This is a genomic window from Streptomyces sp. NPDC024017 (genome assembly GCF_040638895.1).
In the GTDB taxonomy this organism is placed as follows: domain Bacteria; phylum Actinomycetota; class Actinomycetes; order Streptomycetales; family Streptomycetaceae; genus Streptomyces.
In genome coordinates this window covers 67,681-81,913 of record NZ_JBEZYZ010000011.1, presented here as the reverse complement: position 1 = coordinate 81,913, position 14,233 = coordinate 67,681, and the positions used below count along the sequence as shown (strand labels likewise).

14 protein-coding genes and 1 pseudogene are annotated in these 14,233 nt (G+C 70.1%); 7 read left to right on the top strand and 8 right to left on the bottom strand.

Annotation, left to right across the window (positions count from 1 at the left end):
- The first annotated feature begins 116 nt into the window (after positions 1 to 116).
- A complete protein-coding gene (locus AB0G20_RS28060; RefSeq protein WP_361307029.1) occupies positions 117 to 1,124 on the top strand; it encodes a hypothetical protein in 1,008 nt (335 codons plus the stop codon).
- A 686-nt stretch (positions 1,125 to 1,810) separates the two neighbouring features.
- On the opposite strand, the gene AB0G20_RS28055 is transcribed toward AB0G20_RS28060, so the two are convergent.
- The gene (locus AB0G20_RS28055; protein WP_361307027.1) at positions 1,811 to 2,722 is read right to left on the bottom strand and encodes an alpha/beta fold hydrolase; all 912 of its coding nucleotides are present in this window, start codon (positions 2,720 to 2,722) and stop codon (positions 1,811 to 1,813) included.
- Positions 2,723 to 2,837: 115 nt separating this feature from the next.
- Here AB0G20_RS28055 and AB0G20_RS28050 point away from each other — a divergent pair, with 115 nt between their 5' ends.
- The 3 genes from AB0G20_RS28050 to AB0G20_RS28040 all read left to right on the top strand — a co-directional run bounded on the left by AB0G20_RS28050 (position 2,838) and on the right by AB0G20_RS28040 (position 4,798).
- Positions 2,838 to 3,458: a TetR/AcrR family transcriptional regulator gene (locus AB0G20_RS28050; protein ID WP_361307025.1), complete on the top strand. Its 621-nt coding sequence runs from the start codon at positions 2,838 to 2,840 to the stop codon at positions 3,456 to 3,458.
- Positions 3,459 to 3,478: 20 nt separating this feature from the next.
- Positions 3,479 to 3,988, top strand: coding sequence for a GNAT family N-acetyltransferase (locus AB0G20_RS28045; RefSeq protein ID WP_361307023.1), 510 nt, complete (start codon positions 3,479 to 3,481; stop codon positions 3,986 to 3,988).
- A 435-nt stretch (positions 3,989 to 4,423) separates the two neighbouring features.
- Positions 4,424 to 4,798, top strand: coding sequence for a hypothetical protein (locus AB0G20_RS28040; RefSeq protein ID WP_361307476.1), 375 nt, complete (start codon positions 4,424 to 4,426; stop codon positions 4,796 to 4,798).
- 438 nt (positions 4,799 to 5,236) lie between these two features.
- On the opposite strand, the gene AB0G20_RS28035 is transcribed toward AB0G20_RS28040, so the two are convergent.
- Positions 5,237 to 5,821: a DinB family protein gene (locus AB0G20_RS28035; RefSeq protein ID WP_361307021.1), complete on the bottom strand. Its 585-nt coding sequence runs from the start codon at positions 5,819 to 5,821 to the stop codon at positions 5,237 to 5,239.
- Positions 5,822 to 6,004: 183 nt separating this feature from the next.
- Complete coding sequence (locus tag AB0G20_RS28030; RefSeq protein WP_361307019.1) at positions 6,005 to 7,321, bottom strand: MFS transporter; 1,317 nt, start codon at positions 7,319 to 7,321, stop codon at positions 6,005 to 6,007.
- Between the two features lie 89 nt (positions 7,322 to 7,410).
- Here AB0G20_RS28030 and AB0G20_RS28025 point away from each other — a divergent pair, with 89 nt between their 5' ends.
- A complete protein-coding gene (locus tag AB0G20_RS28025) occupies positions 7,411 to 8,391 on the top strand; it encodes a winged helix-turn-helix domain-containing protein (protein WP_361307017.1) in 981 nt (326 codons plus the stop codon).
- Here AB0G20_RS28025 and AB0G20_RS28020 read toward each other — a convergent pair.
- A pseudogene (locus AB0G20_RS28020) lies at positions 8,343 to 8,681 on the bottom strand (hypothetical protein); the annotation flags it as partial. The gene AB0G20_RS28025 and the pseudogene AB0G20_RS28020 sit on opposite strands and share 49 nt — an antisense overlap.
- A 141-nt stretch (positions 8,682 to 8,822) precedes the next feature.
- Between AB0G20_RS28020 and AB0G20_RS28015 the strand changes: the two are divergent.
- Entirely contained in the window at positions 8,823 to 8,954 is a 132-nt protein-coding gene (locus AB0G20_RS28015) for a hypothetical protein (protein ID WP_361307015.1), read from the top strand.
- A gap of 226 nt (positions 8,955 to 9,180) precedes the next feature.
- On the opposite strand, the gene AB0G20_RS28010 is transcribed toward AB0G20_RS28015, so the two are convergent.
- The 4 genes from AB0G20_RS28010 to AB0G20_RS27995 all read right to left on the bottom strand — a co-directional run bounded on the left by AB0G20_RS28010 (position 9,181) and on the right by AB0G20_RS27995 (position 12,919).
- The gene (locus AB0G20_RS28010) at positions 9,181 to 10,467 is read right to left on the bottom strand and encodes an MFS transporter (RefSeq protein ID WP_361307013.1); all 1,287 of its coding nucleotides are present in this window, start codon (positions 10,465 to 10,467) and stop codon (positions 9,181 to 9,183) included.
- Positions 10,468 to 10,543: 76 nt separating this feature from the next.
- Complete coding sequence (locus AB0G20_RS28005) at positions 10,544 to 10,825, bottom strand: hypothetical protein (RefSeq protein WP_361307011.1); 282 nt, start codon at positions 10,823 to 10,825, stop codon at positions 10,544 to 10,546.
- Between the two features lie 77 nt (positions 10,826 to 10,902).
- Positions 10,903 to 11,988, bottom strand: a complete 1,086-nt coding sequence (locus AB0G20_RS28000) for an LLM class flavin-dependent oxidoreductase (protein WP_361307009.1) — start codon at positions 11,986 to 11,988, stop codon at positions 10,903 to 10,905.
- A gap of 136 nt (positions 11,989 to 12,124) precedes the next feature.
- A complete protein-coding gene (locus tag AB0G20_RS27995) occupies positions 12,125 to 12,919 on the bottom strand; it encodes an MBL fold metallo-hydrolase (RefSeq protein WP_361307007.1) in 795 nt (264 codons plus the stop codon).
- An 82-nt stretch (positions 12,920 to 13,001) separates the two neighbouring features.
- Here AB0G20_RS27995 and AB0G20_RS27990 point away from each other — a divergent pair, with 82 nt between their 5' ends.
- Positions 13,002 to 13,604: a CGNR zinc finger domain-containing protein gene (locus AB0G20_RS27990; protein WP_361307005.1), complete on the top strand. Its 603-nt coding sequence runs from the start codon at positions 13,002 to 13,004 to the stop codon at positions 13,602 to 13,604.
- Positions 13,605 to 14,233 lie beyond the last annotated feature (629 nt).

Below are 14,233 nucleotides of genomic sequence, written 5' to 3'. Positions count from 1 at the left end.
GGAGTGAAGGCCCGCTCTGCCTATCGGTGGGGCGCTCAGCGTCGTCTGAAAACCCCTTGCTCCCCGGTCCGTCTGCTTGGTGGGATGCAGAGGCTTCGAGGGCGGGAGGGGACAGCTTGGCGGTGTTCGGGTGTGCGGGCTGCGGTGCGGTCCTGACGGCGGCGGTGTCGGAGGTGGCGTTGCCGATCCACCTGGCCGACGCCCACTGGGAGACGCTGCACCCGCCACTGCTGGAGGCCGGATCCTACGCCGTCGACCCCGCGCCGTACGGGCCGCCGTGGCGGCAGTGGGACGAGGTCGGGGCGCGGGAGGCGGCGGAGCGGGGGCGCTTCGCGCCGTTCGGCACGCTGTCCGACGGACCGTCGGACACCATCCTCCTCGCGCCCGGCGACATGCGCGGCACCGGGCTGATCCCCGAGCGGGCCGGGGGCTACTGCATGGGGATCGACGGGAGGGACGGGCCGAACCTTGCCTGCCTGGGCTGCGATCTGCCGGTTGGAACGAGGATGGACGACTGCGGGTGCTGGCAGGTCGTCCGGCTCGTCCCGCAGGCGGTAGTGCGGCTGCCCGACCCACCGGAGCGGCCGATCATGGATTGGGCGGAGCTGCTGGCCACCGGCGCGCTGTGGCACCGGCTGAGCGAGTACCGGGACATACCGGCGGGCGTGGCCCTCGCCCAGGTGGTGGTGGCCGCCGGGGGCGCGCCGGTCGAGGTGGCGCCCGGGCCGGTCGCGGAGCTCCTCGGCAGGGCACTTGGCGCGCTGCTGCCCGCAGGGGAAGGTACGAAGCGGCTGGACCTGGCGGGACCGGGGTATGGCGAGCCGGCCACTGACCTGGTGCTGGTGCCGGTCCATCCGCAGACCGGAGACATGTGGCAGCCGTGTGCCGGGGCGGTGCCGGTACCCATGGATGCCGCGCTCTGGGCCGAGCTCGCCTTCCCGCCACACCGGACCCGGCTGCCGGTGCTCGGCGGGTTGCCGGCAGACGTGGAGCGGGACGACCCGCTGCCGCCGCACCCGTGGTACCCGTTCCAGCCGTCCAGGGAGGCGTTCCGGTACACGCTCGCGCGGATGCCCGCCGTCAGGGAACCGTGGCTGCGGGCGATCTACGACCGAGGATGCTGACCCGTCAGAGGTAGTGCGGCCCCAGACGTGAACTCGACGTAGGGACGGCGTAGTCATGGACGAGTCGCTGCTGGGACCAGGACGCCGTGGAGTTCAGCCGACTCGACCACCGCTTCGAAGAACTCGTCTTCATGCGGGTCGTAAAGCATCCGGTGATCCTCCAGGTGGTGCAGGATCTGCCGGGCTCGTGCGTGCTCGGTTTCTTGGGCTTGCCAGCTCAAGGTCGCGCCAGTGAGCGAGACGCTGATGCTCGTGAACTGCCTCTTGGTGTTCCGGTTCCGCCTGAACCACATACGTTGCCGCCGCCCTGCCCCCAGACACCACGGTTCAACTCCAGGGACAGGAACGTAGTGGTTCTCCAACTTCACTGGCAATCAGACCAAGTTCGCAGCCGCGCCCACCCGGCCGGATTCTGTGTGAGCAGGGTGATCCGCAGCGACGCGGCTCGATCACGTAGGCGCCCCCCGCGCACGGGAGTACGCGACCGTCCGACGGCTGGACCCGAACCCCGGCGGGGGATCTGGGCGACGCGACATCAAACCGAAGACGGGCCGGATACCGGAAACCGCAGCCGCCTTGGCGAAGCGGACGGTGCCCGCAACGGGTTCAGGCCGGGCAGAAGGAGGTCCTCAAGCCTCTCCACACGCATGACAGAGGGATCCCCTGGTGGAGCGATCCTGCAGTTGTCAGTCGACGGAGACCATGAAGTTCAGCATCCTGCGGTTGATCTCCTCCGCGTGGTCGATCTGCGGCCCGTGGCCCGTGCTGGAGATGATCTCGGCTCGGGCACCGGGGACCAGGCGCGGCACGCGCTCCGCCTGCCGCTCCGGGTGCACGAGGAGACTTCGCTTGCCGAGCACCAGATAGAGCGGAGTCCGGATGGTGGACAGCTCCTCCTCGGACAGGGGAAGCGGCGCCGGGCGGCGTATGCGATAGGCGCGAACCGCAGTTCGGATCATCGCGCGCAGTTCAGGGACGACGAGGACCGGCTGCTCGAGCCAGGCCGCCAGTCGCGGGCGGAGCGCCATGGGCGCGAAGGTCGCGAAGAGGCTGGCGAAGATCCAGACGAAGAAGCGCAGCCCCACCTTTTCCAGGCCGCCGGGGTCGAGCAAGGTGACCGAGGCGAGGCGACCGGGCCTGCGATGCGCCTGGTTCAGGGCAAGCCAGCCACCGTAGGAGGAGCCGACGAGGTGGACGCGGTCGAGTCCGAGCCCGGCGAGCGTCTCATCCAGCCACTGCGCCGCATGTTCGGGCTGGTGGATGGGTTCGCGCTGCACGCTGCGGCCGGGATCGCCCAGGGTGTCGATCGCGTAGACCGGGCGGTCTGCGCTGAGGGCGGGGGTGTTCGGGTACCACATGGCGGAGCAGGAGCCCGCCCCGTGCACCAGGACGACGGGAGTGGGGGATCGGGCAGCCTGGTTCGCGGCGCCATAGCGGTAGACGTGCGTGGTGCCGAAGGACGTCTCCACGTCCTCTTCCGCGAGCGCGGGCGCCCCCAGTGCGTAGACCGCATCGCAGGCCGTGAAGTAGCGCTCCCGCCAGGCATCGCTCACATAACGGCCGACATCGGACTGGGTTCGGGCAGCGGTCTCGGGCATGGCCACCTCCGGCGTTTCGGTTTTATGATACGAACGTACCACAGAGTTGGTACAGTTGTATCATCAAAGGGCTTCATGGGAGCCGTAGCAGGAACGACGAGCGGAGAACCGGCCGATGCCCAAGCGCGTAGACCACGCAGAACGGCGCACCGAGATCGCCGAGGCCCTCGTCCGGGTCGCCGGCCGACGCGGGCTGCATGCCGTCGGGATGCGCGATGTGGCAGCGGAGGCGGGCGTATCGCTGCGGCTGGTGCAGTACTACTTCGAGACCAAGGAAAAGTTGCTGCTCTTCGGGCTCGAGCTTCTGGCGGAGAGATTCGGGGAGCGGGTCTCCGCCCGTGTACGGGCCGCCGGGAACAGTCCAGGTCCGCGCGCAATCGTCGAGGCGCTGCTGATGGCGGCGCTGCCGACAGACGACGAGAGCCGCACCTTCCACCACCTCTACACTTCATACGCAGTTCTGGCCGTGAACGACCCGGCGCTCGCAGCCCAGCCCTTCATCAAGAACCCTGATGCCGCCGAAGATGCCCTGACCGAACTCCTCCGGCAGGCGCAAGAAGCGGCACTGCTTGAGCCCGGTGTGGACGCACGGCTGGAGGCAGCCGGCCTGCTTGCCATGTCTGCGGGACTCGGCACCAGCATCCTCGTCGGCCAGCGCAGCCCGGAGTCCGCGACCACGATCCTGGACCACCACCTGAACCGAATCTTCCGCACCGGTGACGCGGTCCTGACATGAGTGACCGGAGCCCAGCAGCCGTGGAGCTGCAGACCGCCCGGCTGTTGCTGAGACGCCCGACCGCGGCCGATGTCGACGCGATCTTCGCCGTCCACCGCGATCCTGAGACCTGTACCCACAACCCGTCCGATGCGCTCGCCCGGTTCGAGGAAGCAGAGGCGCTCTACCGGCGTTGGGACGACCAGTGGCAGCAGTACGGATATGGGTACTGGGTGGTCCGGCACCACGGCTCCGCCCAGCAGCTCGGATTCTGCGGAATCAAGCCCATGGAACTGCATGGGGCCCCGGTCCTGAATCTTTTCTACCGTTTCGCCACCTCAGCCTGGGGTCAAGGCTTCGCCGGTGAAGCCGCAGCCGCAGTTGTCACCTGGGCATCCCATCACCTGCCCGACCTCCCGCTGATCGCCCGTGTTCGACCGAACAACATTGCTTCTCAGCGCGTGGCGATACGCGCCGGGCTCAGCCGAGCACAGCATCTCGACACCGACGGATACGACGGCTTCGACTGGATCTACATCGCCAAGGCGTAGCCATCACGGAAGCGCGGCCACAACCAACTGCGGCGCTCAGTCACACCCGAACGCAGCGGCGGCGTGTGACCGCCAATGCAGGGCAGGACGGGGGCCGTTGCGGTCAGGTGGAGTACCCGGTGGCTCAGCCTCCCGCTCGCATACGGTGAGTAGATGACCCCCTTGAAGTGGCCCAACTGTGGCTGAGAAGAGGAAACTCCCGGCCGACGAGTATCAGTTGCCACCGCACGTCGACAAGGCACGCCAGGCGGCCGCCCAGGCAGCGGGATGGCAATCACGCCCGAAGCCCCCGCAACGCCGCGTGATCCTAGCCGGGCTCGGCATATCTGTCCTGTGCGTCGGCATGGCTGCCGTCTTCTGGCTCCCGTCACAGTCTCTGGTACGGGACCTACGGTCCAGGGGCGTCACTTCACTTCCGCCGCCACCGTCATCGACGTGGACTCGAAGCCGAAGTACGTCAAAGTCCGCCTCGTCAGCGGCCCCCAGACGGGAGACGAGGTCAAGTTGTCGGACTACGCGGGGATGTATCCCGACGCCGAGGTCAACGAGGACATGCTCGTCACGTACAACCCTCAGCAGCCATCGCGGATCCTCTCCCGCAACTGGGTGGCGAACCCGCCGCCGAATCTGCCGGCATACGGAACCGCGGCCTTGGCCCTGCTATGTCTGAGCCTCACCGCGGCAGCGGCCATCCGCAGGCGCCGCATCCTGCGGACACCCGGCCCTGGTGCACAGCCAGCCTCCTCGACGAGGACGGAGGACCTCAGAGGGGACGAGACATGGCTGCAGCAACTGAAGACGAAGCAGTAGGGCAGATTCCGCTGCCCTCCAGGCCGCCGGCTGCCCTCCGGGACCGGTCGCAACGCTGCGGAGAGGCTCATGCTGCCGATTCGGGAAGTCGACTGACCATGCCCCGCGGGTAGCAGCACCCATGCGGCGGCGAGATCCCACGCCGGATCGCCGGTGAACATGTCACCGAAGCCGACGAGCCTGAAGAAGGCCCGTCGGCGTCTCGGCTGCGTGGGCGCCGCGGTTCGACCCCTACAGGCCCTACCTCGACCAGCGCTGGCAGGAAGGCGGCACCAACACCTGGAAATATGGGAGGAGTCAAGGAACAGGGCTGTCCCCGCGGCTGGGCCACTGTCCGCGACTACGTCAGCAGGAATCTTCGCAGCAAGCCCCAACCGGTTGGCCCGCACCCGACATCGGCCCGCGCCGAGCCGATGTCGTGATGCCTGATGTGTCCGACTAAGCCTTGATTGATGCGGCCGACCTGGCGGCCTGCTCGATCTTCGCGCAGTAGGCTGCACGGGCTTCCTCGTCGATCTGCTGCTCGTTTTCGGCGCGCACCCCGGTCCGGCCGTCGAGGCCCTCGCGCAGGATGTCGGCGTGCCCGGCATGCCGGATGGACTCGCCGAGTACATGGACCATGACGGCGAACAGGTTCGTGTTGAGATAAGGCTCCGGCCACCACGGCACGTGGCCGGGGGCGTCGAGGGGGAGCTCGTTGATCGTCGCGTCCGAGTGTTCCCACGTGCGCCGGTAGAACTCGATGATCTGATCGCGGGTCTCGTCCTCGGTCGCCCACTGATCGCTGCCGTCGTGGTCCTGCCACCGGGGCAGCGGTTCCGGGGAAGGGCGGTCGAAGACCTCGCCGAAGTACCTGGCCTCGACGGTGGCCACGTGTTTGACCAGGCCGAGGAGGTTGGTTCCGGTCGCTGTCAAAGGTCTGCGGGCGTCGTATTCGGACAAGCCGTCGAGTTTCCAGAGCAGCGCCTCGCGGTCCCGCCGCAGCCTCCTGTGCAGGTTGTCCTTCGCGAATTCATCGATCATGCGGCATGAACCTTCCATGGGCTGGTCGTGGTCTCAAGATCCCGTACGTAGTCCGCAACGGCTGGCAGAGCCGAGGCTCAGGACTCCTGACGCAATGAGCTACCGGGAATGGCCGTCTGTCAGAGAGGCGTGGGGGTGGGGGGTGGGGTGCGTGGCGGCTCGCGGCCGACTCGACCCGTGACGTTACTGCGCAGGCGAACTGCACGCATGCTGTTCGGTGCCGTTCTCTGATCCCGTTGAGTAGTTCGGGACGGGGACCGGGGAGGTGGGCGGGTGCCAGGTGAGAATCCAGCCGGCGGTAAGCACCGCCGCGCCGCCTGCCAGGGCGACTGCGCCGCCTGTTCCGATGCCTGCGGCCACCGAGCCGAAGCAGGCCGGCCCGACGCCCTGCAGCGTCATGCTGCCGGAGCCGAGCAGACCGAAGGCCTGGCCCTGGCCATCCTGCGGCAGGGCGTCCAGGAACGGGCGTTGCAGGCCGAGACCGTAGGCTAATCCGAAGCCGCAGAGCAGCAGCAGACAGGACGAGACGCCCACTCCGGGCTCGGTGGCGAAGCCGACCAGCGGCAGTCCCGTCAGCGCAATCAACGGGACCACCAGTCGCTCCCGGGTGGGTGGCCGTAGCAGTCGCCCCACCAGCAGGTCACCGACAAGCATGCCGACCGGCAGACAGCCCATCAGCACCGCGTACCAGCCGGGCGCGAAGTGGCGTCCTCCCGCGTAGGCGACGATCAGACCTTCCGCGCCCGCTACGAACGCGGGCGGTAGCCACTGGGCCAGCATCAGTCGTCGAACCGTGTGTCCGCGCAGCAGCAGGCCGGCACCGTGCAGGCTTGCCCGGACGGCCCCGCCATCGCCCCGAGCACTGCCGGGTGTGCCGCCGAACTCTCCCAGCTCCAGCCGGGGTAGCCGGATGCGGATAGCGAGGGCGCAGCCGAGGTAGAGGGCGGCGCTTACCGCGAGCGCCCGGTGCGGGCCGAGTACCGCGACGACCGCTCCTCCCAGTGCCAGACCGAACAATTGCGCGCCAGAGGAGGCGATGTTGTTCAGTGAACGGCCCAGTACATAGGCGTCGCCCTTCAGCCACTGCGCGACCAGCCGACTCGACGCGCCGCCGAACACCGGTGTGGCGAGGGCGACCAGCGCCACGACACAGAGGCTTGCCGCGATCGGCATCCGCACCAGGGCGAGCAGCAGGGCGGCGGCGCACTCCAAGGCGTAGCCGCCGGCGATGAGCGCGCGGGGCGGCAGTTGGTCGGCCAGTGAGCCCAGCAGCAGCGAGCCGAACAACTGCGGGAGAAAGCCGATGCCGAAGGCCAGTGCGCCTAACAGCGCGGAGCCGGTGGCCGTGAAGACCAGCACCGAGAACGTGGTGATCCGCAGCGAGCCCGCAGTGATAGCGACGGCGCGGGTCGAGAAGAGCAGTCGGAATCGCGGCTCGGCCAGCACCTCCCGGTAGGTGGCACGGTGGTTGCCCTGCGCGGGTTCGGCGGTTGGGGTCATGGCGCCCAGCCTCGCCGTGCGCCCACGCCGCTCACCATTGATTCGTCGCTGGACGAATCGGAACAGGCCTCCGGCGGTAGCATCACAGGGTGCTCCGCTTCGAAGTCTCCGTCGACGACCTGCTGCGCAGCCGCTTCGCACTGTCGCCCGCGTTGGACCTCTGCTTACTGCTACGTTCGCTCGCCGGCCAAGACCGGCCGCTGCCGCGAGCCTGGGCCACCCGGCTCCTGCCGGCCTTTGAACGGCTTCGCCGCGAGACCGAACTGGACGCCGCCCTCGCCCTGCACACCCCGCAATCCGGACCGAACTTCGTAGCCCCGCCCCCGCGCGGCCTCAACCAGACCTGGGCAGACGACCTGGCCACGATCCGGGCCACACCGCTGGAAGCGGCCCGCCACGAATGCGCCACCACCGCGACCGGCCCGTCCGCCCATGATCCCCGCGTACGCGCAGTGCTGGACTCCACGGACGCCGTCTCCAGGATCGCCGAGGCGATGGACCAGGCGTGGCACGAGCTGCTCGCCTCGGACTGGCCGCAACTGCGCGCGATCTGTGAGCGCGATGTCGTGCACCGGGTGGGTGTGATCGGCGAACACGGATGGGCCACGACCATCGAGAGCCTGCACCCGAGCATCGCCTGGAGCGACGGCGGTATCGAGATCGGCTTCTTCCCCCCAGTCGGAAACGTCCGCCTCGCCGGCGACGGGCTACTCCTGATTCCTTCGGTCTTCGTCGGGAATATCGCCGCCCACCTGGAAGACCCCTGGCCCAGGACCTTGGCCTATCGTGCCCGTGGCACCGCCGCCCTGTGGGGCGAACAGGCGACCGTCCCCCAACCGGACGCGCTGACCGCTCTTGTCGGCCGGGCCCGAGCCCGGCTGCTGTTGGCGCTGGACGCCCCGGCCAGTACCAGCCACCTCGCCCGAAGCCTCGCCATGGCACCCGGCGCGGTTGGAGACCACCTCGCCATCCTGCGAGGCGCGGGGCTGCTCGTCCGCGCCCGGTCCGGACGGTCGGTGCTCTACCGGCACACCCCGCTCGGCGAGGCGCTGGTCGCCGGTTCGGGCTGAGGGCTCAGAACAGCACTGTTTTTGAGGCGCCGCCAGCAGATGATTGCGCAGCCGAGGGTGAGGAAGGCCTGGTGGATGTCGGCGCGGATTTCCCAGCGGATACGCAGTCGGCGGAGCCAGCGCAGAAGTGCGAAGGCCGCTTCGACGACCCAGCGGCTCTTGCCCAGTCCGCTTCCGTGCCCGGTGCCGCGCCGGGCGATGAGCGTGCGGATGCCCAGCTCACGGACCTGGCGGCGGTAGACGTTGTGGTCGTGACCGCGGTCGGCGTAGAGGACGTCGGGGCGCTGCACGGCAGCAGGACCCCGACCACGAAGTAATGTTCCCGTGTCGGGTTCGACGTCGCCGGACGCCACGAGTTCTCGGTCGAGTACCACTGGACGATTCCCGAACTCGCCGGCCACGTCCGGTCCACCTCGTCCCTGCCGCCCTCAGTGCTCGCCGATCATGCCTCCGAGTTCGACGCCGACCTCATTGCCGAACTCGGCCGCCACACGACCAACGACCGCCTCACCGAAACGGTCGACTTCGCCTACGAACTGGCTTGCGGGCCGGCTCCCGCGTGACTGCCAGGACATGCATGGGTCACCGCGTTGAGGCGCTGCCGGGACAGCGCCGGCACGGAGAGCGATTGCACCACCCGATGTGGATCAGAGCCTCTGAACGGGAGCCGTTTCGCGGCGTGTTGGGGAGTCGTCAAGCGCGTCTCCGCGTGATCAATCGCGACGACACTTGATGTCACCTTGAGGCAGGGGCTCCTCCCGCCCGAAGGTCCCGGCCCACGCTGGCCACCTATGACTGCGTCGGCCAGGCGCGCGCGGAGCTCTTGCGGGCCGCGACGATGGCCGCAGGTGCGGCCACGAAGGCGAGGGCGCCGCACAGTGCGGCGAGGATCGGGTAGCTGGTGGTGGCGACGACGATGCCGGAGGCCAGGCCGCCGATGGCGCCCGCGACGGCGATGGCGACGTCGACCAGTCCCTGGACCTTGGCCCGGGTGGCCAGGGGCGTGCTGTCGGTGACGATCGCGGTGCCGGTTACCAGGCCGAAGCTCCAGCCGACGCCGAGCAGGACGAGGGCGAGGATGATCAGGGCGAAGGAGTGGCCGGGCGCGAGGGCGGCGACCACTCCCGCGGCGAGCAGCGTGCCGGCCGTCACCACGCTCATCGATGTGGCGCCGAACCGGTCGACGAGGCGACCGGCCAGCGGCGACGGCAGGTACATAGAACCGGTGTGCAGGGCGATGACCAGGCCGGACGCGGCGGTGCCGAAGCCGTGGGCGTGCATGTGGATGGGGGTCATGGTCATCACGGCGACCATGACGAGCTGGCTGAGGACGAGGACCGCGACGCCGACGAGCAGGCCGGGGCCGGACCGGGCCGGGTAGTCCGCGGGTGTGCCCTCGTCCGAGGCCGCGGGCAGCGTGCGGGCGAGTACCAGTGGGTCGGGGCGCAGCCATACGAGGAGGGTGAGTGCGGCCAGCGTGAACGTGACCGAGGAGAAGAGGAACAGGCCGGTCAGCTCAGGCAGGTGTAGCGCGGTCGCGAGGTGCCCGGCGGGGGTGGCGAGCAGAGGTCCGGCGATGCCGCCGGCGGTGGTGGCCACGATGACGGTGGAGGTGGCGCGGGCGCGCTGATGGGGCGCGGCGAGGTCGGATCCCGCGTACCGGGCCTGGAGGTTGGATGTGGTGCCGGCGCCGTAGAGGAACAGGGAGACGAACAGCAGCGCGGGGCTGTCCAGCGCGGCCGCGACGACGACACCGGCACCGCCGAGGGCGCCGGTGAGGTATCCGGCGGCCAGTCCGGGGCGGCGGCCGAGGCGCTGGGAGACACGTCCGATGACGACGGCGGCGCCGGCGGAGCCCGCGGTGAGCAGGGCGATGGGCAGTCCGGACAGCGAGGTGTTGTGGAGCATCTGCCCGGCCAGTAGCCCGGCGACGGTGACACCGGCGGCGAGGCCGACACCGCTGAGGACCTGTGAGACGAGCAGCACGGTCAGGGTGCGCTTCTGTATCGCGGATACGGCGGGGGCGGGAGCGGCGGAGGGCGGGGTGCGGATGGGAGTGCGGGACGGGTGGGCCATGGGTCCGTACTTTCGGGTTGCCGGGTTGCCGGGAGACCGGGGCGGTGGGTTGCCGGGTGGGGCGGTCCGGTGGTCGTCAGGCAGCGGTCAGGTGTGCAAGGGACGCGAGGGCGCGGGCGAACTGGTCGGTGACATGGGCCAGTTGCCACTCCTCGTCGTGGTCGAGGGCCGCCGCGCCGTTCGGGGCGGTCGTGATGTGCCGGTCCAGGGTGAACAGGCCCTGGGAGATGGGGGCGGCCACGACGAGGGCGTCGGCCTCGGCGACCAGGCTCACGGCGAGGGCGAGGGACGCGTCGTGGGCGCCCGCGGTGAGCAGCGGTTCCGCGGGCAGGCCGCGCAGGGCGAGGACGGTGGTCACGAGAACTCCTGTCCAAGCAGGCGGACTTGAGGGGGAGGGCGGTCTGAGTTGGTGGGCGGAGGACCGCCCGCCCCGCGTCAGCGCGGGCTGTCGGGCATGCCGTAGGCGTCGGCGATCAGCTCGGTGGAGCGCAGCCGGGCCCGGACGGAGTGGCCGACGCTGCCGATCATGAGCTCGTCGGCGCCGGAGTCCCGCTGGACCTGGTTGAGGTGGGCGGTGACCTGCTCGGGGGTGCCGTGCGGAACGTGGTTCAGCCAGCTGTCGACAGCCTGGCGTTCCTGGGCGTCGTAGGGGTAGGCGTCCACTTCGTCGGGGGACGGCAGCAGGTAGGACTTGCGCTGGAACATGCGGAGCATGGCGTGCGCGAGGGTGCGGGCCTGGCGGCGGGCCTCACGCTCGTCGTCGGATGCCGCGACGGTGAAGCTGACCAGCGCGTACGGCTCGGCCAGGGCCCCGGACGGAGTGAACCGCTCGCGGTACAGACGCAGGGCGGTCACGACATCGCGGGGGTTGAAGTGCGCGGCGAAGGCGAACGGCAGGCCGAGCCGGGCGGCGAGTTGCGCCGAGTAGCCGGACGAGCCGAGCAGCCACACCGGCACGCGGCCGGTGGTCGGGGCGACGCCGTTGAGCCGGTCCTGGGCGGGTCCCGGAACGGCGTACACGCGGTCGGTGTAGGGGTGCTCGGCCGGGAAGTCGTCGCCGAGGAAGTGCAGCAGTTCGAGGACCTGCTGGGGGAAGTCCTCGGCGCCGCTCGCGCCGCGGCGCAGGGCGGCGGCCGTGGCGTGATCGGTGCCCGGGGCGCGGCCCAGGCCCAGGTCGATGCGGCCGGGGGCGAGGGCGTCCAGCATGCCGAACTGTTCGGCGACGACCAGCGGCGGATGGTTGGGCAGCATGATCCCGCCCGCTCCGAGCCGCAGCCTGCTGGTCTCCGCGGTGAGCCGGGACAGCAGGACCGGCGGGCTGGAGGTGGAGACGCCGGGCATGGCGTGGTGCTCGTTCATCCAGTAGCGGGTGAAGCCGCGCCGGTCGGCGAGCCGGGCGAGTTCGATGCTGCCGGCCAGCGCCTCCGCGGCGGTTTGGCCGGTGCCGGTCATGGCGGAGTCCAGTACGGACAGGGCGGCGGGGGCGGAGCCATGGCGGGTGCCGCGTATGGGGTCGGTCATGGTCGTGCGGTCCTTCGGTTTCGAGGTGTGCGGCGTGCGATGCGCGGGGAGATGGGGGCGCCGGCCGACAGTCGCGGCGGATCTCTGTCGGCCGGCGCCCGGCCGTGTCCGGCGTACGCGCCCGACGTACGTGGGGTCAGCCGCGGACGCCGAAGTCGACGCGGTCGGCGAGCCCGGCGGCGGTGAAGGCGGCCGCCAGCTCGTCGCGGCCCTCGGTGAAGTGGGCCCAGCTGTCGTAGTGGACGGGGACCACTCGGCCGGCGTCGAGGATCTTCGCGGCCTCTGCGGCCTGGGCGCTGTCCAGGACGATCAGCCCGCCGTCGAAGACGTCGGAGAAGCGGGGCGCTCCGGCGAAGAGGAGGGCGGTGTCCACCGGGGCGAAGCGCTCGGCGATGTCCTTCACCGCGTCGAGGGAGGCGTTGTCGCCGCTGACGTAGACGGTGGGCAGGCCCTCGCCGGTCAGGACGAATCCGACGACCTCGCCGCAGATCGGCTCGACCTCCTCGCGCGGGCCGGGGCCGTGGATGGCGGGCACGCCGGTCACGGTGACCGTGCCGGGCCCGCCGTCCCGGCGCTCGAGCTCGACCGACTGCCAGTCGGCGAGGCCGGTGGCCGCCTCCCCGAGACGCTCCCCGCCCCCGGGGGTGGTGAGCGTCAGCGGGACGTCCGCGAGCAGGGCCCGGCCGGAGGTGTCGAGGTTGTCGGCGTGTTCGTCGTGCGAGAGCAGAACCACGTCGACGTGGCCGAGATCGGCCGGGCTGCCGTCAGCAGCCGCCGTCTTGGTCAGCACGACGGCCGGCGCCTGGTGGTCGCCGGGGCCGTCGAAGGTCGGGTCGGTGAGAAAGCGCAGGCCGCCGTAGTCGAAGAGGGCGGTCGGGCCGCCGAAGACGCGCACGGGGAATGGGGCGGTCTGCAGGGTCTGGGAAGACACGAAAAGAGTTCCTCACGGATAGGTTGCGTGTTAACCGTGAGGTGACTGTACGCATGCCTCACGGATGGATGCAACCCGTACCATGAGAAGCATGGAAGAGTTCGTGATGGAAGAGCTCGCCCTGCCATCGGCACCGGGCGAGGCGGAGCACCCCTCCCTGGCCCTGGCCAACAGCGCCGTCGCACTGCCCGGCGGGCACACGGCCGACCTCCTGGGCACCCCGGCGCAGGCCGAGCAGTGGCTGGCGCGGCGCGACCTCGCCCCGGCCGACGCCGGCTTGGCGGAGATGTGCGCGACGCAACTGCGCTCGTTGCGCGAACAGGTCAGGTCGCTGCTGGCCTCCCGTGTCGCCGGACAGCCCGCCCTGCCCGCCGCCGTCACGGCGGTCAACGACGCGATGACCCGGGTCCCCACAGCGTCTCTGCTGCTGTGGGACGAGAAGACCGGCCCCTACCGCGCCACACCCCACCCCACCACCGCGATCGTCGAGCACGCCCTCGCGGCCGTCGCCGCCGACGCTGCCGACCTGCTCACCTCCCCCGACGCCGCCCGCCTGGCCGTCTGCGCCTCCCCGCCCTGCAACCGCTTCCTGGTCAAGCACGGGCGCCGCCAGTGGTGCTCCACCCGCTGCGGCGACCGTGCCCGCGCCGCCCGCGCCTACGCCCGCCGCACCGCGATGAACTGACGACGCCGCATCGCCGGCCCGGCACGCCAGCACCCGCCCCCGGCACGGCCAGGCCTGCGCAGCCCCCGACGACTCAGGTTGGTCCAGGAGAGTGAACCCCTGCCAGTACGGGTGAGGGCATCGACCGGCACACCGGCGGGTGTCGACAGAGCAGAAACCAGCTCTGAGCGAGGCCCGCAAATCAGCGGTTAGAGCCTGTTTCTGAACCGGAGTCGGCCGCGCACTGATCATCGGAAGTTAGGGTCACCAATAGATCGACTGGTTTGGCTGGCTGGGAGGGCACATGGTTCGGGGGCGCTTGCCGCGTTTAGGGGCTGCCGGGTTGGTGTGTGTTCTCGCTGCTGGGGCTGGGTGCTCGGGGGAGGAAGCGTCGACTCCGGGGGCGGCAATGTCTGACAAGGCCCGGTCCTACCTGGCCACCGCGTTGGACCTCATGGAGGACAAGGCACTTCGCCGCCACGATGTCGACTGGGATGAGATACGGCGAACAGCCTTCACCGAAGCAGGCAGCGCGCAGCGTCCTGGCGATACCTATCGGGCCATCGAGGCGGCTCTGGGCAGTTTGGGAGACGGGCACAGTAGCTTCTTCGACCCGAAGAGGGCAGAGGAGTCGCACGGGGACGAGCAGT

Coding starts and splice junctions, on each gene's coding strand:
- AB0G20_RS28030 (WP_361307019.1), bottom strand. CDS start 7,321: ATGACCCCAACCGCCGAACCCGCGCAGGGCAACCACCGTGCCACCTAC.
- AB0G20_RS28010 (WP_361307013.1), bottom strand. CDS start 10,467: ATGGCCCACCCGTCCCGCACTCCCATCCGCACCCCGCCCTCCGCCGCT.
- AB0G20_RS28000 (WP_361307009.1), bottom strand. CDS start 11,988: ATGACCGACCCCATACGCGGCACCCGCCATGGCTCCGCCCCCGCCGCC.
- AB0G20_RS27990 (WP_361307005.1), top strand. CDS start 13,002: ATGAGAAGCATGGAAGAGTTCGTGATGGAAGAGCTCGCCCTGCCATCG.
- AB0G20_RS28055 (WP_361307027.1), bottom strand. CDS start 2,722: ATGCCCGAGACCGCTGCCCGAACCCAGTCCGATGTCGGCCGTTATGTG.
- AB0G20_RS28035 (WP_361307021.1), bottom strand. CDS start 5,821: ATGATCGATGAATTCGCGAAGGACAACCTGCACAGGAGGCTGCGGCGG.
- AB0G20_RS28050 (WP_361307025.1), top strand. CDS start 2,838: ATGCCCAAGCGCGTAGACCACGCAGAACGGCGCACCGAGATCGCCGAG.